Genomic DNA, 23,389 nt, shown 5'->3' with positions numbered 1-23,389 from the left:
GGTCATGACCGCCGCGGATAGCCCCTTCCTCAACACGGAATTTTGGGCCGTCCTGGCGCGGTCCCGGACCTTCTGGATGCCGGACAACGCCGCCGCCCTAGCCGGCACGGCCGCCCTGGCAGCGATGGCACTCGGCGGCGCGGCGGTTCTATTGCGGTCGCTGCCGGTGCGCAGGCAGGCGACCGCTGACCTCGCGGGCGACGAGGCGGGCAGCGTGACGGTGCTCGACCTCGTCCTGGTGACGCCGATCTTCGTTCTCTTCATGCTGTGGGTCTTCCAGTTCGCCATCCTGGCGAAGAACCACCTGTTCACCCACTATGCGGCCTATCAGGCCGCCCGGAGCGCACGCGTCTACGTCTGCCCGGCCTTTCCGATCAGCGTCGGCGAATTCCTGGACCGGCAGTTCAACATCCAGGCTTGCGACGACTACGCCGCGCAGGCCAAGGCCGAGACGGCGGCCCGACTGGCCCTGATCCCGGCCGCGCCCTATCGCGACGTGCGGTGCTATTCCGGCTGTCGGTATCCGGAAGCGGCGATCCGCGCCATGGCGGAAGCGACAGGCCTCACCAATCGGATGCGGCCGCTGTCCCGGCAGGCCCGCTACATGTTCGATCGCGCTAACGTGAAGGTCGCCGTGCGCCGCGCCCAGATGGCGCGCTTCGCCGCCCTCAGGCGGACGCCGCACGTGCCGGTGATCGCCACGGTGGAGACCCGTTTCCTGCTGCTGGAACTTGGCGGTTGGCTTTTCGCGGACGGCCGCCGGAAGGACGGCAACTATTACACCATCTCGCGCGCGGAGGTTCAGCTGCTATGACTGCCCGCTTTCTGTGCCGCCTGCACCGCGACGACCGCGGCTTCATCTCGCCGCTGATCCTCTTTCTGACGATCGGCCTCGCGTACATGATCCTCTGGATCCTCAACACCGGCCAGATGATCGCCGACAAGCAGCGCACGCAGAACACGGCGGACGCTGCCGCGCTGGTCCACGCCGAATGGGGAGCCCGCTATCTCAATGTGATGGCCATGAACAACGTAGCCGCTACCCAGGCGACCGTCGTGGCCGTAACGTCGACCGCCTACGCGGCGACGCTTGTCGAACTCGGCCTGCGGTCCGCCACCATCGCGGCCAAGCTGACCGAATACAGCGTCAAGGAGGGCTGGGGAAAGCCGGCGCCCGCGCTGCCGACGGGCGCACCCCACTGCCCGGGTTACCAGAAGATCCCGCTCGTCGGTGGCTTCATCTACGGCGCCTGTGTGGCCTTCCAGGCCTTCCGCGGGATTGGCGCTGCCCGGGCGGCCGCCTACGTGGTGCGCGCCAACATCCAGTACAATCCCGTCGGCGTGGCCATGAAGTCGGCGAACGTCATTCGCGCCATGAATGCTATGAACGACTACTTGGTGAACAGCTATCCGGAACGGGTCGCTAACGAGGGCTTGAACCTCGTCCGGCAGAACGGCGCGGACCATCTGGTCTATCACCCGGCCTGCGACCGCGGCCGCGCGACCTCGTGCCGGCAGGGCACCGAAGGCATGGGCGGCAACCTGCCGGTGGAAGGCGGCGCGCTGGAGCGCGGCGTGGCCTTCGCCGAGATGTGCCTCGCGGCGACTTCCGGCACCCAGGGCTTCGGCGCAGGCCCGCTGCAGATCCAGGTGCGCGGCGAGTTCGCCAAGCGCGGGTTCCCGATGGGCAAGGGCCCGCTGACCGCCGGCGGCATCGACCGGCGCCATATCCGCAACTTCGTCAACGACGCCGGCGAGACCGCGGTGGAGCTGCCGTTCTTCTACATCTGGTACGAGAGCCTCGGCCCCGGCTACTACACCAAGGTCCCGTTCAGCGCGATCATGAAGCAGTTCGCCGGCACCCGTAAGATCAAGGTGTTCGGCTTCGAGGTGGACGTCACCGGCGCCTTCCTGGACATCGCCATGGGGGTCCTCGGCAAGTTCTTCGGGGTCGACCTCGGGTTCGTGAACCCCTTCCAGCTGCCGATCGACGAGCCGTGGCCGCGCTATGGCGACAGCCAGACGGCGACCACCAACGACTTCACCCGCAAGTTCGACAAGGCCTGGAACGCGGTCTGCCCGGGCGGAGCGGTGGCGGCGGCGCTGAAGGTGCCGGTGCTGCCGACGCCCTACTGGCTGAAGGGTCGCCCGTTCTACGCCCACGACCCGGTCACCACACGCACGATGGCGGACCAGATGACCGACTACCGGTCCCTTGCCCTGGTGTCGCGGACGCCGAAGGCGCGGCTGCAGGCGCGCATGTTCAAGGACAAGTCGCCGGCCGCCTACGCCTTCGCGGAAAGCTGGCTGCACAACTACACCGCCTTCGACCTCTACACCCAGGACTGGCTCGCCGCCCTGGTGCCGGCCAAGCACATGAACAACGCGAGAGCCGTCTCCCAAACTGTGCAGAAGAGCCCGGTCGCCAAGCATTTCAAGGCCCTGACGACCACCATGGAGAAGGGAGGCAACAATGCCTGGACCCAGGTCAACATGCACTGATCGTCCCCCGTCGGGCCTGATCGGCGCGCTTCGCCGCCTCCACGGCGACGACCGCGGCCTCGCCTCCATGGAGTTCGTGCTCGCCGCCCCGGTGCTGCTGCTCCTGGTGGTCTTCCTCAAGCACGCGAACCTCATCTCGCTGAAACGCATGGACACGGTGACGGAGATCCGCAGCGCCGCCTTCGCGGAGGCGCACGGCCTCTTTTGCACCACCGATTTCGAACGGCTCGTGCCGATGCCGCAGATCCTGCCCGACCCGCTGCCGGCCGGCTGGGGACCGGAGCGGCTCACCTGCTCAAGCCGGCAGTCGCACCAGGGCGGCGGCTCGCCCAAGCGCACCTTCGTGTGGGACGACTTGAAGAAGATCGCCAAGGACAAGAACGCCTCGTCCGACATCACCCGCGACCAGCGCAGCCAGAAGCCCATGCTGGTCACCGCCAAGGCGACCCGGATCTACCGCTACGCGGACGGGGCCCTCATCCGGTCGAACCGCTGGGGGGACGAGTTCACGGTCGGGGATTCCACGCTGTTCGCCTCGACCAACGACGTGACCCGGCGCGGCTGGGACAAGGTGCTTCGCCAGGAGATCCGCGGCGTGGCGTCGAAGTCCGGCGATCTCTTCGACGGCGTCTTCCCGGGAGCGAAGTGACATGGCCGCTCGTCGCCGCCTCGCACTCCTCGCCGCCGCCGGCCTGGCGCTCGTCGCCGGCGCGACCTTCTCCGCCAGAGAAGGGTCCGCCGAGGTCTGGCTCGGCGTCCAGGTCTCGCCAGGCGCCAGCCTTGCGGCCATCCTCGGCGCGCCGGAGCGCCGCCCGCGCGACCTGGTGATCAACGGCCAGCCGCTGCGCTTCACACCCTACCGGAGCGAGCGGCCGGTCATCGAGATCGCGGATGAATGGGCGGCGACGCTGGCGGCGGGCATCCGGCCGGCCATCGTCGTCGACACGGACCCGCATACCGCGATCGCCGCCGTGGCGGCCACCAGCTTCCTGGTGCCCCGGGTGATGAAGGTGTCGGACGAGTTCGCCACCGTCGTGCACTTCTTCGACGGGGACGGCCCCGCCGCCCTCGCCTACTTCGCGGCCCGGACGAGCGCCGAGGCGGAGGCGTTTCTGCCGCGCGGCAGCATGCCCGGCGTCGTGGTGACGATCCGCCGCCCGGCGGGGGCGGACGCCACCGACGTGCTGATGACGCGTTTGGAGGAGGCGCCGGCGGTGATGTCCGCCTTCATGGAGCCGGTGGCGGCGGAAGCCCTGCCGATCATGCTCCAGCCGCCCGGCGGAGCCGAGGTTCTTATGGACATGAGCGACGAGGGTGGCGGCCACCGGTCGCGCTCGGTGGTGACGAGCGGACGGTTGGCGCCACGCCTCTTCGCGGAGAGCCGCGCCGCCCTCTTGGCGGCCTCCGACTTCGACATGGAATACGCGCCCGCCCGGGGCGCCGCCCTCGCGGCGCTGCGCGGCCGCAACGGCCCGCTGGAAGTGGACGTGCTCTACACGGCGGGCGAGCAGCCCTCCGAAGTGCTGGAGGTCATCCACCTGCGCGAGCCTCTCGCTGGAAGGAACTTACCATGAACTGGAAGCTGATCGTCGCCATCATGGCCGGCCTGGTGACGGCAGGCCTCCTTTACTTGTGGACCGAGAGCGTCAGGAACGAGCAGACCGCCTATGGCTTCCTGAAGCTGCGGGCGGACGTAGCGGTGGCGCGAGGCCAGGCCGTCACCGACGACATGCTGGACGACCCGGTGGTCCTGCCGGAAAGCTTCGGCACGCTCGTCAACCTCGCGGTCCCGGACGCGGAGGCCCACCGCCAATGGCTGCGCGACCGAACCGCGGCGGCCGACATCCCGGCCGGCGCCGTCCTGTTGTTCCAATATTTCGACGACAGTGACGGCGGCCGTCTGACCAGCATGATCACCCCTGGCAAACGGGCCCTCACTATCTCGGTCGATGCCGCGGAGGCAGTCGGCCACTTCGTCGAGCCGGGCAGCTTCGTCGATGTGCTCGGCACCGTGGACGAGCCGGTGAAGCCGGCCGCCCCGACGTCGCCCGCGCTCTCCGGGCAGACCGGCGTGCCGCCGGGCCAGCCCGCCCCCCAGACGCAGCCCCCGACGCAGGCGACCGCGCAGACAGCGACACCGGCGGCCGGCCAGGGCCCGCAAGCCCCGCTCTCGCCGGAGAACGCGCTGATCTCGGAGATGCTGAAGCAGCTCGCGCCCGCGGACCAGGAAGCCATGGAGGCTTACATGCAGCAGAGCCAGGACTTCCAGGTCGGCATCAGCCGCCGGACCCGGGTGGTGACGCGCACCTTCCTGCAGAACGTGAAGGTTCTCGCGGTCGGCACCGCGACGACGCCGGAAGGGGCAGCTGCCGCCCGCGAGACCGCCTACAGCCACGTCACCCTGGAGGTGACGCCCGCGGAGGCGGAACTCCTGATCTTCGCCATGGGCCAGGCCAGCGGCCGGCTCAACCTCGTGCTGCGCAATCCCGGCGACAGCAAGGTCGAGGAGCTGCCGAGCGTGAACTGGACCCGGATGTGAGCGCCGCCGGAGGACAACCCGCCATGGAGCTGAAGATCTCCTACGACGACCGGCCCGGTGTGGAGCGGATCGCGGTCTCCGCGCCGGAAACGCATTTCGGCAGCGCCGACGGGCCGGCGGACGCCCGGCCGGGACGCCAGACCATCGTACTGAAGAGCAACCTGGTCTCGCCGCTCCAGTTCGTGCTGCGCAAGGGAACCGGCGGATTCGAGGTGCTGCACTACGGACGCAACCCAACCCGCCTTAACGACAGGCCGCTGCGGGCCGGCGTCGCGGAACGGGTCGCGCCCGGCATGCAGCTCTGGGTGCCGGGCGTCACCATCGAGGTGGTCGAGGAGGAGAAGGTCGCCGAGACCGTGACGCTTTTCCCCGACCAGGAACGCGTGATGGCCTTCCAGACCGAGATCCACGAGAAGCTTCTGGAGGACACCCAGTACGACCGGCTGGTGAAATCGTCCGACTTCGGCCGCGACGAGACCCGCCAGCGCATCCGCGAGCGGCTGGACATCTTCATCGGCGCCGCTCTCGCCAATGCGCCGCCCGATCTCATCCTCCTCGTCGTCAAGAACGCCGCCTACCGGTGGCTCGCGCGGCGGATCGCCCGGACGACGCGGCGCGCCGGCCCAGCCGACGTCGCGTCGGTGTCGCGGGAGGAGAGCGACCACCGGCGGCTGTTCGAACTCGGCCGCGCGCTGGCGACGGGCCTCGGCCTGAAGCTGACCTTCGAGACGACGCGCAGCGATTTCCGCGAGCTCGACACGCGCTTCGCCGCCCTGTTCCAGGCCCGTCACGCCATCTTCACCGCCAACGACCGGCTGGAGATCGCCCACAACCATCTCAGGTCCAACATCGAGGACATCATGTACCGGTGGGGGCCGATTTCCGAACTGATGGACCTCGACATCATCTCGGAAATCATGGTCACCCGGTTCGACGAGATCTACGTGGAGAAGTTCGGCCTTCTGGAGCGCTATCCGTTCGCCTTCGCCAACGAGCGGCAGCTCATGAAGGTGATCGAGCGCATCGCCGCCGACAGCCACCGCTCCATCAACGAGAGCCAGGCCATGGCGGACTTCCGCATGCCCGACGGCTCCCGCGTGAACGCCGTGATCCCGCCGCTCGCCGTGAAGGGCTCCTGCCTGACGATCCGCAAGTTCGGCGGCAAGTCGCGCATGGACATGCGCAAGCTGGTGGGTGCCGGCGCGCTGAGCGAACCCATGCGGGCCTTCCTGGAGGCCTGCGTGAAGGCGCGCAAGAACATCGTCGTGTCGGGCGGCACCGGCTCAGGCAAGACGACGCTGCTCAACGGCCTCTCCTCGTTCATTCCGGCCGGGGAGCGCGTGGTGGCCGTGGAGGACACCTCCGAACTCCAGCTCGACGGCATCCATGTCGTCTACCTGCAATCGCGGCCGAAGACGGCGGAGTCCGACACCAGCGTGACCATCCGCGACCTCGTCCGTAACGCGCTCCGCATGCGGCCGGATCGGATCGTGGTCGGCGAGTGCCGCGGCGAGGAGGCCATTGACATGCTGCAGGCCATGAACACCGGCCATGCCGGGTCCATGACCACGGCCCACGCCAACACCCCGCAGGACATGATGACCCGCCTGGAGGTGATGGTGCTGCAAGGCCAGGCGTCCCTGCCGGTGATGGCGATCCGCCAGCAGATCGTGGCGGCCGTCGACATGGTGGTCCAACTGAACCGCCTGCCGAGCGGGCGCCGTGCGGTGACGGAGATCTCCGAGGTGATCGGCATCGACCCGGACACCCAGATGGTGATCGTGGAGCCGATCTACCGGCTCGCCGTCAACCGCGGCGCCGACGGGGAGCACGCCTTCACGGGCTATCTGCCGAGCTTCATCGCCGAGATCGCCCCCGTAGGGACCGACGGCGCGGCCGAAGCCTTGGACATGTTCGCCTGAGGAGGCCCGACGATGATGACCACCGTGCTGCAAGTCGCCATCCCGGTGCTCGGCGCCCTCGCGGTGGCGCTTCTCGTTCTCGGCGTGCCACTGCGCTGGCCGGCGCCGCTTCTGAGGCTGACCGCCCGGGACACCGAACTCGCTGGCGAGGCGGCGGAGGTGTTCGGCTGGAACGAGGTGTCCCCGACGGCGATGATCCTCGCCTACGTGGGATCGGCGGCCGTGATCGTGCTCCTCGCCTGGCTGGCGACCGGCAGCGTGATGCTGGGGCTCGTCGCTAGTCCGCTCGGGGCGCTGTTGCCCAAGATGATCATCCGATATCTCCTCAAGCGACGCTGGAAGCAGATCGAGGCGCAGCTTCCCTATTCGGTCGACCAGATCGTCTCGGCGGTGCGCTCCGGCAAGCCGCTCGGCACCGCCATCGGCATGGTGGCCGACACAGGAGTCGCCCCGGCCTCGCGCGAGTTCGAGCGCATCGCCCGCGAGCAGAAACTCGGCATGGGCCTCGTCGACGCCCTCGACCGCCACGGCCGCAGCGTTACCAGCCTGCATTTCAAGATGGTGGATGCCGCGCTCGGCCTGTTCGCCCGCCAGGGCGGCGACATTTCCGAGCCGCTTACGGAGATGTCGAAGTCATTCAAGGAGATCTGGAAGCTCGACCAGAAGATCACGACCTCGTCGTCCCAGGCGCGGATGAATTTCACCGTCGTTAATGGCGGGGCGGTGTTCATGCTGGTGATGATCTTCCTCGGCCAGCCGGAGCTGATCGACAAGGTGTTCAGCTCCATGATCGGCATCATCGTCTTCATCATCGGGCTGGTGCTCTACGCCATCGGTTTCTTCTGGATGCGCTCTATGATGAGGATCTCGGTCTGATGCCCGCCCTCCTGCTCGCCCCCATCCTGGCCGTCGTCGGCGGCTCCGCCGTCGCCCTGTTCGTGTGGTGGATTGAGGATTTCTTCGCCTGGGTGCCGGCGGCGCGCCGGACGGCCGGCGGCGAGGGACCGCCGCCCAACATCGTCGACAGCCTGGGCTTGCGGACCCCGGTGGAGTTCGTCATGGCGTCCACCGGGACGGCGCTCGACGACCTCGCCGCCAAGGTGGACCAGAAGCTCGTCTACGCCGGTCGGCCGTTCGGCGGCGTGACCGGACGGGAATACGTGGCGCTTCTCCTGGTGACGAGCGCGATCGGGGCGCCCATTCTCGGCGTCCTGTTCGGGCTCGCGTCGGGCAATCTCCTGTTCGGCGTCATCGGCGGCCTCTTCTTCGGTCTCATGCCGGCGATCTACTTCTGGGTCTATGCGGACGACCGGATGCAGAACCGCAAGGAGCGGCTATCCCAGGAGTTTCCCTATTTCCTCGACCTCGTGGTAATGACCCAGCAGGCCCAGGCGACGCTGCCGGAGAGCCTGCGGCTTTACGCGGAAGCTGCGCCCGGCACCGTTATGGCCGAGGAGATCGACCAGACCCTGAAGGACATCGCCCTTGGCACCGGCGTCATCGAGGCCCTGCAGCGCCTGGAGCGGCGGGTCGTCGCCGAGGAGGTGGTGCGGGTGATCCGGGCCGTCATCCAGGGCGAGATCGAGGGGAGCAACCGGCTGGAACTCCTGCGGGAACACGCCCGGGACCTGCGGTTCCGCCGCTGGGAGCGGGCTGAGCGCGCCAGCGAGGTGCTGAAGGCCAAGATCGTGATGCCGGCCATGATGATCGTCGTGGCCATTCTCCTGCTGGTGCTCGCACCGGCCCTCGTCGAAATGACCGGGATGTTCTGACGTGGCGCTCTTCTCCTTTATTTCCGGGTCCAAGCCCCGGCTGATCCAGACCGGCCCCGGCGGCAAGGTGCGGGCGCACGCGCTCGACAGACCGGTGCTGACCATCGGCCGCTCCGCGGAGGCGGATATCGCTGTCGACGACCCTTATCTGGCGCCGATCCACGCGCGGATCGAGCGTCAGGCGGACGGCGCCCACATCGTCCGGCGCATGGGTCTCAACCCGATCGTGCTGCGCAATGAGACGGTGCTGCAGACCGCCACCATGGCGCCTGGCGACGTGATCCGGCTCGGCCCGGCGGTGTCCTTCCAGTTCGTCACCAAACCCGCCGGGAAGGACGAGGCGGAGAAGGACGCAACCGTCGGCCCGAAAGGCGGCAAGGAGGCGGCGAAGGGGGCGCCTAAGAAACCGCTCCTTAAAAACCCGGTGTTTCTCGGCGCGGTCGGCGTCGTCTACCTGGCGCTGACCGGCGGCGTCGCCTATTCGCTGCTCCAGGGCGACGGCGAGGATGGAGCGGAGGGTCCGACAGCCGCCAGGGTCCAGGCGGAGGCCGGCCAGATCGCGTCCTGCCTGGAAAGCGCCCGACGGCTGCGGGCGCTCTCGCCGGCAAGCTTCAGGGGATCGGTCGGCGGGCACACCACCCAGTCGAGCACCACGGGCTATGCGGCGCTCGCCATGTCGGACGAGCCGGTCGGCGACGCTCTGGCTGACGCCGTCGCGCCGATCGCCGACGCCTACCGGCGCGCGACGCTGGCCGGCCTTGCCGCCGAGGTGCGCGGTGTGAAGCAGGAAGCGAGCCGCTTCTACGTCCAGGCCTTCAACCTCGTGCCGGATATCAACTGTTCCGCCGCTCAGTTCGTCATGGAACGCCGGACCGTCGTGGAGGCGGTGCCGGAGGAGGAGTGAACGGCGCGCGCACTCCTGGGCTTCGGTCCAGCCCGGCCAATTTTTCAAGAGCACGGCAGGCCGGGCGCGGCACCCGGCCGCCTTCGATCCGCCCCCGAACCGGGACGGCGATCAGAGGAATCCCGCGTCAGCGTACCTCCGACACGAGCCTGAACACACCTCCGGCGGCCGGATCGGAGCAGACGCCGAAGGTGCTAGCGGCCTGCTTCAGGAAGGCTATGTAGCCGCCTTCGCAGGGGGTCGCTGTCCATTCCAGGATCACGTCCGTCTCCGAAACGGGCGGCGCGGGTCGGCGGGCCGCATCGACCAGCCACTCGGCGGCCGTCGGCAGGCGGACGGGTACGCCGAGGCGGGACGTCATCCAGGCGGCATAGTCGGCCGCCGTATCGAACGGGACGTCGTCGGCCGTTGCGGCCGGATCGGAGGCATAGCCGGCAGCCTCCTCCGCGCCGGCGCTCGCGGTCAGGAAAGCCGCGACCTCGCCGCGGCTGACGACCCGCGGCTGAACGCAGAGTGGCTTGTCGATGCGCACCTCCTTGCCGGCGACGCCGAGCATGGGACCGAGTTCGGAGAGCGACGACGTGATGAGTCGCGCCTGCCCGAGCGAGTAGGCGCCCGCGTCCATCCGTTCGAAAGCCGGATCGCCGGCCGCGGGGCAGAAGCCCCGGGCGGCGATGGCGTTGAGCTCGTCGCGGATCGGCCCATAGGCCGCGATGGCGATCTTGTAGGCCTCGTCGGCAAAGCGGCCATCCGCCTCACCGATGCGCGGCGTGATCGCCTGGAAGGCCGGGTCGGCCGGGCCCGCGCGGGTGGCGACCGACGCCGCGAGGCTCGCCACCTCTGCCTTGAGGGCGGCGGCGGACTCCTTGGCGGCGCGAATGTCGGCGATCACGGCGTCCATGCTGGCGGAGGCCGTCTCGAACGACGCCGTGGCGGGTTTCAGCGCAAAGGCCTTCTCATCGGTCTCGGCTTTCCGGAGAGCCATTTCGGCGTCAGCGAAGCGGGGGTCCTGGTCGGCGCCCATGCGCACCGCCGTATCCCGGGTCTCCGACGCGCGCGCCTTGGCGGTAGCGACCGCGGACAGGTCGGTCGCGAGCGCGTCGAACCCGGCCTTGGCCGCCTTGAAGCTCTTGATCCCCGCGCCGAGTTCGTCGGCCGCCACGCTCTTGCGCGCCCGCTCGACGAGCGCCGTCGCCTCGCCGTAGGCAGTGGCGCTCTCGCCTCCCGCCGCCTTCGCGGCCTCGCCCGCCTTCACGGCGTCGTCCTCGGCGATGCCGACGAGGGTCCGGCCGTAATCCTCGGCGGCAGACTGGAACTGCGGGAGGGCCGCCTCGTAGTCGTCTTCGGTCACCTTGGCGTTGCCCTCGTCGAACGCGGCGCTGCCCTCTTTGAAGGCGAGGAGCGCGGCGTCCCCGGCGGGACGCTCTGGCGCCTTGGCGGCGATGGCCTGGGTGCGGCGGCTCTCGGCCTCCGCGCGCCAGGCCTCCACGCTCGCGACCAGCTCCGGGTCGGGTCCGAGGAGCATCGGCACCGCAACCACGGCGACGCCGCCCCAGACGGCGACGACCGCCGCCGCCACGGCGATCTTGCCCGCGGTCCAGCGCTTCGGCTTCGTGGGCCCGGACCCCGGCGGCGGCTGCGGCGGCATGGGGGCCACCATGCCGAGGCCCATGAAGCGGCGATAGCTGCCGAGCGCCTCCACGGCGTCGCGCGGACGGGCGGCGGGATCCCGCTTCAGCATCGTTTCCACGAAGGTGGCGAGATCCGCCGGAAAGCCCGGCACGAGCGTATCGAGCCTGGGGAAGACGATCGCCGGATCGCTGTGGATGTTCTGCCAGGCCTGTTCGCGCTGATGGGCCATCTCCCACTCGAAGACGCCGGAAAAGACATCCTGGTAGGTGCGCCGGGGCAGGAAGAGCTTGTAGGCGATTATGCCGATCGAATAGACGTCCGCGGCCGCGGCGGCCTCCACGGTGCCGGACCGGTAGACTTCGGGCGCGGCGAACTCCGGGGCGTAGGGCGGCACGATCGGCTCGCCCTGGCGGGCGATGAGATAAAGGTCGCCGATCCGGACTGACAGGCCGGAAAAGTCTTCGGCCGCGTAGACGCACTGGTCGGTGAGGGCGTTGTGGGCGAAGCCGGCGCCGTGCAGCGTCGCAGCGCCCTCCAGAAGCTGGCCGACGACACCGATGGCCCGGTCGAAGGACACGATCTCCTGTTCGTCGAACACCTCCTTCAGAGTCTTCGCCGGGCGCTTCTCCACGATGTAGAAGGTGTCGTCGCCAGGGACGGGCGGCAGGAGGTCCACGATCTCCACGAGGCGCTGCTGCTGCAGCCTCTGCGCCTCCTGGATGGACGCGAGCACGCGGTCGCAGCGGGCCCGGTCCGCCTTCAGGCCGAGATCCGGCGCCACGATGGACACCGACCAGCCGGTGCGCGTGTCGGTGGCCGGATAGACGACGAACTCGTTCTCATGGACCGGTTCGCCGATCGTGTATCGCGTCGTCAGGTCGCTGCGCATGGAAAGCCCCGAGAGATGGGAAACTGCTGAACGGACAAAAGGCGGAAAGGCGAATGGGGCGGCGCGCCCGTGCGGTTGTTGTAGGTCTCAGTCGACGCCTCCGGGATCGCCGACGAGGCCGACGATCAGGAGGAGCCCGGTGGAGCGGTCCCGAAGAGCGACGAGAAATGGCGCGTCGGCGACGACGTGCACGAAGGCGGGGTCGATGCTGCGCTCGGCGATGACAGCCGTGGCGGCCGCCGCCGTCGTTCCCGCCTCATCCACCTCGAGCGCCGTCTTCTGGACGATGCGGCGGATTTCCAACGGCTCGCGCGTGAACCCGAAGAAGGCGTCCGGCTTCAGCCGCGCCGGCGAGAGGCCGGCGTGGTCGAGGGCGGCGAGGAGTTCACGCCCGTCCGACAGCCGGAAGCGCGGCATCATGACATCGCCCTTGCGATCCTCAAACCCGGCGGCGGCGAGCCAGTCCTTCAGGTGCGGCAGGTCGGCCGCGGTCACGCCGGCCTCGTTTCGGCCGGCGACCAGCACGAGGCCGTAGCGCTCGTCCGAATAGGGCAGGTCGACGGCAACGAAGCGGTCGTCCGTCCGGAACCACCCCGGACCGGGCGCGAGCCTCATGGTGGGCACCGGATCGGCCGCGCCGTCCGCCCGGCGGAACGGCAGCGCACGGGTTTCGGCGGGATCGAAGGCCGTCCGCCACTTGGCCTTGAAATGGAGCGCTCCCAGGCTGACGAAGCCCGGGCCGGTGGGCGCGTCGAGGATCGTCGGGATCGCCCCGCGCGTCGCGCCCGCCACCCAGGCGTTGATCCGCTCGACCGCCGGGGCGGTGGAGAGGTCGTCGACCCCATGGTCGGCGCCGCGGGACTCCAGCTTGCCGGCCGCGTCCGGCTGGAGGGCGAGGCTTCGGTCGAACACGATGCGGACCGCCATGGCGAGCGGATCGGCATCCGAATTCGGCAGATCCCGCATCGACTGCAGGATATGATCCGGGCCGTCGGCGCGGTCCTTGAAACCGAGGGTGCGGGCGATCGCGGCCCGCCCCTCGTCGGACGCGCCGATCGCGGCCACGGACAGGGCCGCGGCGACGCTCGCCGGCGAAAGGACGAGGTTGGCCGACGGGTCCTCGGCGGAGAGGCGGACCAGGAGGTCCACCGCCAGGGCCGCCTGCGCGGCCGATACAGCGGCAGCGTCCAGCGACCCGGCCGTGCTGGGCGGAGCGGGTGCCTCAGTCGCGCCGAGGAGGCCGAGCGGGATCGAGGCGGCGAAAGCGGCGGCGATGAGCGTGCGCGTCAACATGGTTGGGCCTCCCCTGTCCGGTCAGCGGACCCGGTAGAATTGCGCTTCGAACGACCAGCTGGCCGCGTCCCCGCCGTTGTCCTCGCCGACGATCCGGAGGTTGCGGGCGAGGTCGTAGACGTAGTTGAAGGCGGCGCGCTGCCCGGCGAGGGTCGCCGGCACGTCCGGCAGGTCCAGGACCTCGATGGGCCGATCGCTGAGCACCGCCACCACCATGCCGACGCCCGCCGGGCCTTCGGCCCTGAATTCGAAGCCGGTGTAGGGATTGCCGTAGTCCGGCACGGTGACCGGCCGCGCCGGGTCGAGCCTGTTGCCGGCCCCCTTGGTCTTTTCAGCGAGCGCCATGGACCGCTTGTTCGGATAGACCTGCGTCAGCTTGCCGGTGCTGTCGATGTCGACAAGGATCAGGTAGCCGGGCTTGCGGGCCGACACAGTGAGGGCGATGCGGTCGCCGGGCTTCAGGGTCGGGCCGGGCTTGATGGCGACGCTGACGCCCGCCGGATTGTCGGTCTTCAGGGTGCTTTCCGCGGCCGCGATGGTGCTGCCCGGATCCTCGCCGGTGATGACGTCGCGGCCGAGCGCCTCCGGCTTGCCGTGAAGCTGCGGGACGAGGCCGAACGCGCAGGCGTCGGGGTCGGTGCGGCAGAATTCCGCTGACTTTCGGCGCACGAGGTCAAGGAGCGCGGCGTTGCTGAGGGCGGGTCGGCCCTTGGCGCGGGCCGCGCCGCCTTCGACCCCGTCGATGAAGCGACGGGTGAAGACGCCGAGCCGCGGCGACGCGGTGGTGTCGACGAGCGCCAGCTGGCCTGCGTCCACCGCCGACCAGACGACCGCGGTCTCGCCGCCGAAGGCGAAGCGGGCCGCAGGCCCCGACGGGGTGGCGGCGGTCTCCTCCGCGAGGGCTGGTCCGAGGCAGCGGACCGAACCCGGCACCTTCGGCGGGATCGCGTTGCGGCTGCCCGGGCCGACGTGACAGGCGTCGATCACGAGCGTGACCTTGCGGTCCTTCAGGCCATTGAGCCGGGCGGCGATCTCGGTCTCGCGGATCTGGCCGCTGACGTCGGTCACGGAGCCGGACAGGTTGCGGACGATGGCCGCATCCGCCGGCACCAGGGTGGCGCTCGCCACCGGGCCGGGGCCGACGATCTCCGACCCGTGGCCGCTGAAGTAGAACAAGATGCGGGCCCCCGGCTCGGTGCCGCGCACGAGCCAGTCGTCGACAGCGGCGAGAATGGCCTCGCGGCTCGCTCGCCGGTCGACCAGGGTGCGGATCTGCTCCGGCTTGTAGCCGAGCGTGCGGACGGCGAAGTCGCGCATGGCCTCCACGTCGGCAGCCGAGCCGTCGAGCTTGGCTTCCGGGGCCATGTAGTCGTCGATCCCGATGAGGAGTGCACGGTCGCCCGCCTTGCCGGCGACGGGCGTCGGGCTTACGGGGTTCGGCGCGGCTGCGGGCGCGTCGGGGGCGACGTCCTGGGCGACGGCGGCCTCCTCCTGCTGCTCGCCGCCCGCCGGCAACATCGCGGCGATCGGCGCTGCGGCGCGGCCGGCCGGGACCGCGCCCCGGGTGGCCTCGGCAATCCAGTCCCGGTAGGCGGCGACGCGGGTGTAGACGCCGTACCGGTTGGCCTCGGCGCATCCGGCGCCCCAACTGACCACGCCGACCTGGGCATAGCCGCCCTCCGGATGGCGCACCACCATGGGGCCGCCGCTGTCGCCCTGGCAGGCGTCCTTGCCACCTTCCGGATAGCCGGCGCAAAGATTGCGCTCGTCGATGCTGTTCGTCCGCATGGAGCTGTCGCGGTAGGCGGCCCGGCAGGTCGGCCGCGAGACGAGCGGCACCTCCACCTCCTGCAGGTCGCTCGGAAGATAGCGGTCGTCCCAGCCGTGGTTCGCCTGGGTGTAGCCCCACCCGGTGACGGTGGCCACGGTGCCGGGCACTTCGAGAACCGGGCCGTCGTCGGGTCCGGCGAGGCCGACTGGCTGCGCCGACGATGGTTCGGCGAGCTCGATAAGGGCGATGTCGTTGGCGAAGACCTTGCGGTCGAACTGCGGATGGAGATGGACGTCGGCGACCTTGAGCGCGGCTTCGTCGTTCGCCCCGACGGTGATGATCTTGTCGACGCGGTTGCGTCCGGTCACCACCAGGAGATCGCGGGCAAACAGGTCCTGCTGGCCGCTCCGCGTGCCGGAGAAGCAATGGGCGGCGGTGAGGATCCAGGTCGGGGCGATCAGGCTGCCGCCGCAGTGGCCGCCGAACCTGCCGCGCTGCTCCGGGTCCGGCGCGAACACCTTCACCTGCCAGGGCCACTCGCCCTTGCGGGCCTTCTGCCCCCCGACGACCCGGGCACTGTTCTCCTCGGTCGGCTGGGGCGGCAAGCCGCCGTCCGCCGCATGCGTGACGGTGGACGCGGCGACGAGCGCGAGAAGGGCGGCGAGGCTTGGGGCGACTGCGGGCGGCATGGCGCGCACCTGGCGGTTCATGGGGTTCAGGGACCGGGGGATGGGGCGGAGGACGACGGATCGGGCAGCGACGGGTCGGGCGGTGGCGACCCGGGCGGAACGGGGGCGGTGTAGAGGGCCGTGAAGCCCACCCGGGCATCCGGCGGCAGAAGCGCCGGCAGGCGGGCCGGCAGGTATCCGGCCGCCCGACGGCCGTCCACGTCCACCAGATAGGCGACGAGATCCGGCATGGGCTCGGCCGCGCTGACCGCCACCATGGTGTCGGCCCCGAAGGGCGCCACCACCCGGAAGCGAACCGAGAACGTGGCTTCGCTGCTGGGGTCGACGTCGTCCGGTCCCGGGTGGAGGGATTGCACCGTGCCGTCGCCGGCAATGTTGAAGAGGATGAGATGACGATCTGCAACGTCGTCCAGCTCGACGCCGACCGTCTCACCACTCACGTGGACGGTGTCGGACGGCAGGGTGCGGACGGTCTGCGGGCGGTCGCCGGACAGGTGTTTCAGGGCGTTCACCGCCGCCGTCCGGTCGATGACGAACGGCAGGTCGTCGAGGGCGACGCCGGTCGCCACCACGTCGCCGTGGGCGAGCGCCTCGCGCCGCGCCGGATCGTAGATGATATCCGCCTCGGCGGGGTCCGCCGCCACGAAGGCGGTGAGCGCCGGCCGCAGGTCCTGGAGCCGGGCCGATCCGCCGAGAGCGGCGATCCGGATCGGTTGCGCCGTTGCGGGCGCGCTTGTTTCGGCTTTGGTGGCGGCACCGGACGCGGCGGCGTCCTTGGCCAGCACAGGGTTGCCAGGCGTGATCGAGACGGCCGGACCGCTACCCGCCAGCGGCTCGGCGCCCGCCGGCAGGCTTTCGGCGGTCTGGCTGAAGGCGAACTGGATTGCGCTCTCCAGCGAACCACCGCCGGCGCTCCGGGTGACGACGTTCTGGCGCTGGTCGGTGAACTGGTAGACGCTCTGGCGGACGTATTCGAAGAGTTCCCGGCGGGATACCCGACGGTCGGCGTCCCGGTCGGCGGCGCCCTCGATGGCCCGCGCCACCGCATAGCTGAGCGCGCCGCGCACGCGGGGAATACCGGGGATGCGAACCTCGGCCACCTTGGACTTCTCGTCGACGGCGGCAAGGAAGGTCAGCCGCTCGAAGTCGAAGTCGGAGGCGACCGCCTCGGCGGGGGTGGAGATGGGCGCAAGGTCGTCCTCCTCGATGACGTAGGCCGGCGCCTGCCGCCAGGTGCCGCCCGCCATCCGGGGATCGAAGCGGCGGGTCAGTCCGCCCGCGTGGCAAGTGTCCGCCACGAAGAGGACGCTCGCGCCTTTCGCCTCCACGGCACGGATCAGGGCCTTGAACTCGTCGCCGAAGATCCGCTGGCGGGAGCCGGGCAGCCGCGTGTCGAAACCGGCGAGAAGATAGACCTCGTCGCGTCCGCCGGGCTTGGACCCCTTTACCCGTTCCGGCTCGCTGGATCCGTGGCCAGCGACCGCCAGCACGACGAGGTCGCCCGGACGGGCGCGCGCGGTGACGGCCTCGATGGCAGCGAGGATCCCGTCGCGGTCGGCGGCGCCGTCGAGGAGCACCGACACATCCGTGACGCCGACCTTTCTGAGCGTGAGCGACAGGTCCTCCGCGTCCGCGACGGCTCCCTTCAGCGGAGGAACGTTGCGGTAGAGGTCCACGCCCACCACCACCGCCCGCACCTCCCCGCCCTCCGGCGCGACCAGCCTGTCGACCGCCCGGGCGGCGCCCGGAGCGAGCGCCAGGCCGGCGGCGAGGAGAAGGCGGGGGACCATGCGCATCGGCCTGTCCTTTCCCTAGCGGGAGGGTCGATCACTCGCGACGCCACTCGACGCGGCGGTTGAGGGCGTCCAGATCGTCCTCGGTGAGATTGGTGATGTCGGCGAAGCGGATCGGCTCGCTGAAGCCGCGGCCCGCGGTCTCGATCGTCGCCTCGATGCCGTTGTCGCGCAGGAATTCGGCGACGGCGGCGGCGCGCTTCTCCGATAGGACCTGATTGTAGCCGGCGGAGCCTTTCTTGTCGGTGTGACCGACGAGGACGACCTTGTCGGCGCCCTGTTCCTTGATGGCTGACAGAAGTTCCCGCGCTGCCTCAGCGCCGACGGATGTGAAGCTCGTCTGGTTGAACTCGAACGTGATCGGCACCGGAACGGACGTCACCCCGAAACCCCGTACCGTCGGCGAGTAGACGCCGCCGAGCATGCCGCTACGGTGGTCCTTGCCGGCCGGCACGAACTCGCCCTCCGGCTTGGCGGGCGTCGGGTTCGCGGCGAGGATCCTGGCCTGGGACGCGCGGTCGAGAAGGCCGCGTATGTCGTCCTCCGACGGCGCCTTGGGGGTGCGGGACTCGTTCTTGACGATCTCGATCGCCCGCTCGTAGGCGGCTGCCGCCTCCGCAAACCTTCGATCGGCGAAGAGCACTTGACCGACGGTCGCCGACGCCTGCCACAGAACCTGGGGCTTCTCCGCCGACAGGAGCAGCGGGCCGTATTCAGCGACCGGCGCGCCGGCGCCCATCCGCTCCTGCGCCGTGGCGAGGCGCAATGCCGCCAGCCGGCGCTGGGCCGGGATCTGGTACTGGCCGCAATCGGCGTCGACGGCGATCGCGTCCGCGCCGACGGACGCCTTATTGATGTCCCGGGCCGCGACGGCGGCATTGAAGGCGTCGAGCAGGGACTTGCAATCAGCCCCTGTGCCGGCGGCGGCGGCGACCTGGAATTCGTCGGTCGCCGACGCTTCCGCCGAGCGGCCGAACGGCAGCTCGATCTGGGGCATCTGGATCTGGGGCATCTGCACCTGGATCCCGCCGGGCAGCTGGATCTGCGGCATCTGGATCTGGGGCATCTGTATTTGAGGCATCTGCATCTGGGGCATCTGCATCTGGGGCATCTGCGCCTGAGGCATCTGTGCCTGAGGCATCTGTGCCTGAGGCATCTGGTACTGGGGCATCTGGAACTGCTGCACCTGCCCCTGAGGCAGTTGCGCCTGCATCTGAGCCGGCTGCAGTTGATAAGTCTGCACCGGCAGCTGAGCCTGCTGCGGCCGACCGGCCGGCACCTGAACCGGCGGGCGCGCGCCCGTGGGCCGCGAGGGCCGCTCACCGCCATCGGTCTGGAAGCTCTGCATCTGGCCTATCAGAGGCCGATGGGGGGACGCCGGAGCGGCTTGCGCACCGGACGGGTGCATGGTCGACGGCTCCGCCGCCGCCTGGGCCTGCGGCTTCGGCTTTTTCGCCGCCGCGGCCGGGCGGTTCGCCGTCTCCGGTATTCCCGCCGACGGTTTCTTCTCGGACGGCTTCGCTTTGGAGGGCTTCGCTTGGGCGGGCTTCGCCGGCTTTTCGGGGGCTTCGTCCGTGAGTGCCGCGACCACCTCTTTCGTCGGCTTGGCAACAGCGGCGGGCGGCGCAACAGCAACGGGCGTTTCGGGCACTGCGGCGGCGACCGGCGTCTCCACCGTGGTGAGCACCACATTCTCCATGGCGATCTTCGCGCCGGCGGCCCTGGCCTCGACGAGGCTGCGCGACAGGGTGTCGACGCCGCCCGTCACCGAGCGGAACATTCCGCCGCCCTTGAGGTCGACGTCGGCGAAAATGGCCAGCGGCTTCGGCGAGGAGAACATCTTCAGGAGCTCGCGCCCGACCGGCCCCGATACCTGGAGCCGCGCCCCGCTGGCGGGGTCGGGCACTTGGAGCGTCTGGCCGGCGCGAAGGAAGCCGTCCGACTGCGCCTTGTTCGGAAAGAGACGGACGACGGAGCCGTCCGGCCCAACCGACACAATGGTCACGTAGGTGTCCCGCGCCGCCTCGACAAAGAGCCCGACTGTCTCGCCGATCCCGTAGACCGGGTCGGCCCTGTCGAAGCGGATTCGCACGTCCTGGGCGGGCGCAAGGTCGGTCCCGGCCCCGGCGGCCTCGACTTGAGCTTCCGTGAGATTGCGCGCCGGCATCGCGTCCTCCGCGTACAGGCTGTTCGTCAGGATCAGTACAACACTTGCTAGAAGCAGGGTCTTGCGGACAACCATGGCGCCGTTCCTCCGACACCGATCACCAAACATGTCGTGTGCTGAATACTAGCACTGTTTTCGCGCGGCTCGACGACCGGTGGCCCCTTCTCGCCGGGAAGGTTCCAATCCGATTGGAGGGATCAGCTCAATCCTTCTACGGCTGTCACCTTTCTCAAGGAACCGGTCGGCCCGACCCGCCGAGCGCGCCCTGTCAGCCGGCCCGTGACATCCACGCGAGCCCCGCGGCCAGCCCCCCTTCGCTGCTCAGGTCTTCGGCTTCTGACCGGCCGATTTCAACAGCGAGATCAGGTCGTGCATGCCTTCCGGTGCCGAGTTGTACAGCCACAGCACGTCGGGATTGCCGGGCGTGAATTCACGACCGACGTCCGGCGCCGCGCCGCGGGCGACGGGCCGACTGTCCGGCGGCGGGTCTGCCGGATCGAGCCCGGCGGATGTCTGCGCCTCGGCGATGAGTTCAACTGCCGCCTGGAACGCGGAAGGGTCTTGATCGCGCAACTCGGCAAGGGTCGGGTTGCGGGCCGCGATCGCGTCCGCCACGGACTGTTCGAGCGCGCCCGCGCCCGAGGCGCCCGACAAGGAGGCGACCATCGCCAAAGCCGCCAATCGTCGTGCCAGTGTCATTCCGTCCCCGCCCTTTCTCCTTACGGTCAGCTGTTCGACAGACCTTCGACGTCCCGTCTCAAGTCGCGCAGCATCTGCCCGAATAGATCCTCGATGCGCCCCTTGGACCAAACCAGGATGGTACCATAGGCCGACCGCTGACGCGCCACGAACCCGCCAAGCTCCAGGTCGATCACCACCTTGCGGCAGGTCTCTGTGGACATGATCGTCACCAGGAACCGCGCCAGGTTCGACTGGTCGATGGCGCCCGGGCGGTCCGCCCAGTTCTGCAGAAGCCGCGGCTTGGTGTCGGCCGTGAACATGGCCGCGAGGGCGCGTTCCTCCGTCAGGCCAAGCCGCGCCAGCTTGGCCCGGTCCCGGGTGAGAGACACGATGTAGTCGTTGTGGATCTCGGCGAAACGCTCCAGGTCCTCCACGCTCACTATACCGTAGGCCTTCATGGAGAACAGGAACTCGGCCATCTGGTAGACGGCCTCGGAGCGCAACTGCTCGATCAGCTTGGGGTCGGGCCGCTCGCAACTCTGGCAGAGCCGGTCCGAGAACATCAAACGAGCCAAACGGACGCGCTCCAGGAGACCGGTGTCCAGTGCGACCTCGCGCGCGTCCCAGTCGTACGTCTGCATCGCCGTCACCCCGGGCCCTCGGCACACGGCCGTGACGCCTCATAATGGATCGGTTTTGGCCCGACCGCGATGCTACCAAAGTCCCTGCCGGGCCGCCAACGGGTTTGGAGGGCGACTTCTTGTTCCATGTCACATGCGGACCTAATGTTTTGATTACCCGGTCCGACCGGGCCTCCTCGATGGATACACGCCGATGCGCTCGCTCGCATGTCTCGCGTTTGCCGCTTTCGCGGCGGCGGCCTGTCCTGTCCTCGCCGCCGAAGCAGATGCCGTGCTGCTGCAGTTCAAGAATGGCGACAGCGCGCGCGAGGTCGGGATCGTGCCGCCGAGTGCCGACGTGGACGTCTCCGGCCCTTTGGCGTTAACCGTTGGCGACGACGGCACCATCTACGTGCTCGACCAGCACAACGCACGCGTGCTGGCAGTCAGCCCGGAACGGGCCGGTCTCGCGCCCCAGGTTTTGACCCTGCCCGCGGACACGGCCGCCGAGGACCTCGCTTCCGTTCGCAACGAACTGTTCCTGTGGTCGGATGGGGTTGTCCGGTTGGAGAAGACCGGACACCCTGACGCGAACGAGCGGGCGCTGCGGTTCGTGACCGGCGGGGACGTGGACACCTATACGCGCTCGGTGTTCGCCGCCATGGGGTCGCAGGCACCCGGCCCGCTGAACGACATAGTGGAGGCAGAGGGCCGCAGCGTGGCGCCCGACCGGGAGCGCGGGCCTGTCATCCAGTACGTGCCCAGCCGAGGCCTTGGCGACATCGTGGCGGAGGTCGCGGTTCGGGACGGCCGCCGCGTGGAGGTGGCGCTCCGGCGGGGCGGCGAGGAATTCGGATTTCTCATGCTCGCGGTGTCCGTCCGTGATCCGGTCGGCACGGTGGAGGTTCTCGACGTGGACTCGACCGGCCGCCCATTCGTGCTGATCGAGACCATTCCGGCAGGCGGCGGCACCGCCGGCACGCTGATCGCTCGCTTCGCGCCCGACGGGACGCCGGATCGGCTTTACGAGGTGCCGATCGATTCGGGCGTCGCCTTCTCGCGCCGCTTCGTCGCCGTCGGGCCGCGCGGAGACCTGCTGTTCCTGAAGACGACGGAAGCGCGAGCGGACGTGGTACGGCTCGCCGGCAGGGCGATCGCCCCGGACGAGTCCCTGTCCGTGGCGAGACCGATCGACGTCCGGCCGCCGAAGGCCAAGCGACCGCCGAAAGTCGCCACTAGGGTGACCTCGCGCGAAGCGGTGGTGGAACGCGCGATTGCCTTCGAGACCCTCCGCTGGCGGGTGGACGCTAGCGCCTATGGCCCGGACCCGGCGCCGCGGTGCCCGAACATGAACCGAGCCCAGCGACCGCAATATCTTAACGGAAAACTCGGCACAGAAGTGAAAGGCGTGCCGTACTGCTGGGGCTGTAAGACGTCGCCCGAAGCGTTCGAGGCCGGCCTCGACCGCGGGCTCACGGCTGGAAACGTGTGCACCCGAAGCGAGATCCGCAAGCGCGTGGTGGGGGTGGACTGTTCCGCGTTCGTGAGTGAAGTCTGGGGCCTTAAAGCCCATGTGACGACGGCGGCTATGCCTGCGATCACTCGTCCACTTAAGAATCCGTGGTCGCTCCGCCCCGGAGACGCTTTGAACAAACCGGGCGCGCACGTAATGTTGTTCCTGCGGTTCACGGCTGATCGCAAGGTGGAGGTTATGGAAGCATCGCCGAACGCATGCGCCGGGCGTGTTTGTCGTAATATCTACCCGCTCAGCGTGCTTCTGCGCCGAGGGTATCAACCAGTGACCTTCTCCGTCATTAAGTCTGACTAACCACCGTCAGGTTGGCGGCACCGGGTCAACTTTGCGACGGCGAGACGTAAGTGCGCCGCGTATCTCCCCAGGTTAATGCCGCTCTGCCGCTGCAATTTCCGCTACGTATCGTAAGTCTCGATACCCGTTGATCTAGCACGCAGCAGAATGTTGGAAGCAGTCTGCTCTGAGGACCGTACTGGAGACGCGCTTGCGCCAACCGGCCCACCGGCTCCGCTACAGTTTCAGACCTTCGATGCCAATCGTGCACAAACGTGCCACGCTCCGTTGTCTGCTGCTCCCGTTGCCGATCGGTCCGCCAGTCCCGGGCAAAGGCGGCAACTCGATTGTAAGACCCCATGTAGCCCAGCGCGACTAGGTCAGCATGCAGTTGCTTCACTGACCGTC

Annotated in this window: 17 protein-coding genes; 10 read left to right on the top strand and 7 right to left on the bottom strand. The window is 69.2% G+C overall.

What is annotated here, in order from left to right:
- Positions 1-4 precede the first annotated feature (4 nt).
- The 9 genes from HND91_RS20655 to HND91_RS20615 are packed head-to-tail and all read left to right on the top strand — an operon-like array spanning position 5 to position 9,639.
- Positions 5-814, top strand: a complete 810-nt coding sequence (locus HND91_RS20655; RefSeq protein WP_181708503.1) for a TadE family protein — start codon at positions 5-7, stop codon at positions 812-814.
- Positions 811-2,502: a pilus assembly protein TadG-related protein gene (locus tag HND91_RS20650; protein WP_181708502.1), complete on the top strand. Its 1,692-nt coding sequence runs from the start codon at positions 811-813 to the stop codon at positions 2,500-2,502. The genes HND91_RS20655 and HND91_RS20650 overlap by 4 nt, the downstream gene beginning before the upstream one ends.
- Positions 2,474-3,151 carry a pilus assembly protein gene (locus HND91_RS20645; RefSeq protein ID WP_181708501.1) on the top strand — a complete coding sequence of 226 codons (678 nt, stop codon included), beginning with the start codon at positions 2,474-2,476 and terminating at the stop codon, positions 3,149-3,151. Before HND91_RS20650 ends, HND91_RS20645 begins: the two co-directional genes overlap by 29 nt.
- A gap of 1 nt (position 3,152) precedes the next feature.
- On the top strand, positions 3,153-4,076 hold the full coding sequence (locus tag HND91_RS20640) for a hypothetical protein (protein ID WP_181708500.1): 924 nt from the start codon (positions 3,153-3,155) through the stop codon (positions 4,074-4,076).
- Positions 4,073-5,041, top strand: a complete 969-nt coding sequence (gene cpaB, locus HND91_RS20635; RefSeq protein WP_181708499.1) for a Flp pilus assembly protein CpaB — start codon at positions 4,073-4,075, stop codon at positions 5,039-5,041. Before HND91_RS20640 ends, cpaB begins: the two co-directional genes overlap by 4 nt.
- Before the next feature lie 23 nt (positions 5,042-5,064).
- Complete coding sequence (locus HND91_RS20630; RefSeq protein ID WP_181708498.1) at positions 5,065-6,963, top strand: TadA family conjugal transfer-associated ATPase; 1,899 nt, start codon at positions 5,065-5,067, stop codon at positions 6,961-6,963.
- A 12-nt stretch (positions 6,964-6,975) separates the two neighbouring features.
- A complete protein-coding gene (locus HND91_RS20625; RefSeq protein WP_181708497.1) occupies positions 6,976-7,839 on the top strand; it encodes a type II secretion system F family protein in 864 nt (287 codons plus the stop codon).
- Positions 7,839-8,735, top strand: a complete 897-nt coding sequence (locus HND91_RS20620; protein WP_181708496.1) for a type II secretion system F family protein — start codon at positions 7,839-7,841, stop codon at positions 8,733-8,735. The genes HND91_RS20625 and HND91_RS20620 overlap by 1 nt, the downstream gene beginning before the upstream one ends.
- Position 8,736: 1 nt before the next feature.
- On the top strand, positions 8,737-9,639 hold the full coding sequence (locus tag HND91_RS20615) for an FHA domain-containing protein (protein ID WP_181708495.1): 903 nt from the start codon (positions 8,737-8,739) through the stop codon (positions 9,637-9,639).
- A 127-nt stretch (positions 9,640-9,766) separates the two neighbouring features.
- Here HND91_RS20615 and HND91_RS20610 read toward each other — a convergent pair whose 3' ends face one another.
- From HND91_RS20610 to HND91_RS20580, 7 genes are all read right to left on the bottom strand, one after another.
- Positions 9,767-12,160 carry a protein kinase domain-containing protein gene (locus HND91_RS20610; RefSeq protein WP_181708494.1) on the bottom strand — a complete coding sequence of 798 codons (2,394 nt, stop codon included), beginning with the start codon at positions 12,158-12,160 and terminating at the stop codon, positions 9,767-9,769.
- Between the two features lie 87 nt (positions 12,161-12,247).
- Entirely contained in the window at positions 12,248-13,453 is a 1,206-nt protein-coding gene (locus tag HND91_RS20605) for a serpin family protein (RefSeq protein ID WP_181708493.1), read from the bottom strand.
- Between the two features lie 21 nt (positions 13,454-13,474).
- Positions 13,475-15,913: a trypsin-like serine protease gene (locus HND91_RS20600; RefSeq protein WP_181708543.1), complete on the bottom strand. Its 2,439-nt coding sequence runs from the start codon at positions 15,911-15,913 to the stop codon at positions 13,475-13,477.
- 26 nt (positions 15,914-15,939) lie between these two features.
- Complete coding sequence (locus HND91_RS20595; protein ID WP_246329615.1) at positions 15,940-17,709, bottom strand: caspase family protein; 1,770 nt, start codon at positions 17,707-17,709, stop codon at positions 15,940-15,942.
- Positions 17,710-17,740: 31 nt separating this feature from the next.
- Entirely contained in the window at positions 17,741-19,948 is a 2,208-nt protein-coding gene (locus HND91_RS20590; RefSeq protein WP_181708492.1) for a DUF4384 domain-containing protein, read from the bottom strand.
- A gap of 246 nt (positions 19,949-20,194) precedes the next feature.
- Positions 20,195-20,572 carry a hypothetical protein gene (locus HND91_RS20585; RefSeq protein WP_246329614.1) on the bottom strand — a complete coding sequence of 126 codons (378 nt, stop codon included), beginning with the start codon at positions 20,570-20,572 and terminating at the stop codon, positions 20,195-20,197.
- A gap of 26 nt (positions 20,573-20,598) precedes the next feature.
- Positions 20,599-21,195: a hypothetical protein gene (locus HND91_RS20580; protein ID WP_181708491.1), complete on the bottom strand. Its 597-nt coding sequence runs from the start codon at positions 21,193-21,195 to the stop codon at positions 20,599-20,601.
- Positions 21,196-21,388: 193 nt separating this feature from the next.
- On the opposite strand from HND91_RS20580, the gene HND91_RS20575 reads away from it, so the two are divergent.
- Complete coding sequence (locus tag HND91_RS20575) at positions 21,389-23,002, top strand: hypothetical protein (RefSeq protein WP_181708490.1); 1,614 nt, start codon at positions 21,389-21,391, stop codon at positions 23,000-23,002.
- Positions 23,003-23,389: the final 387 nt, after the last annotated feature.

Origin of the sequence: Chthonobacter rhizosphaerae, assembly GCF_013839525.1 — a bacterium.
GTDB lineage: Bacteria > Pseudomonadota > Alphaproteobacteria > Rhizobiales > Pleomorphomonadaceae > Chthonobacter > Chthonobacter rhizosphaerae.
Note: the sequence above shows the minus strand (reverse complement) of the source record. Positions and strands in the feature narration are given on the sequence as shown.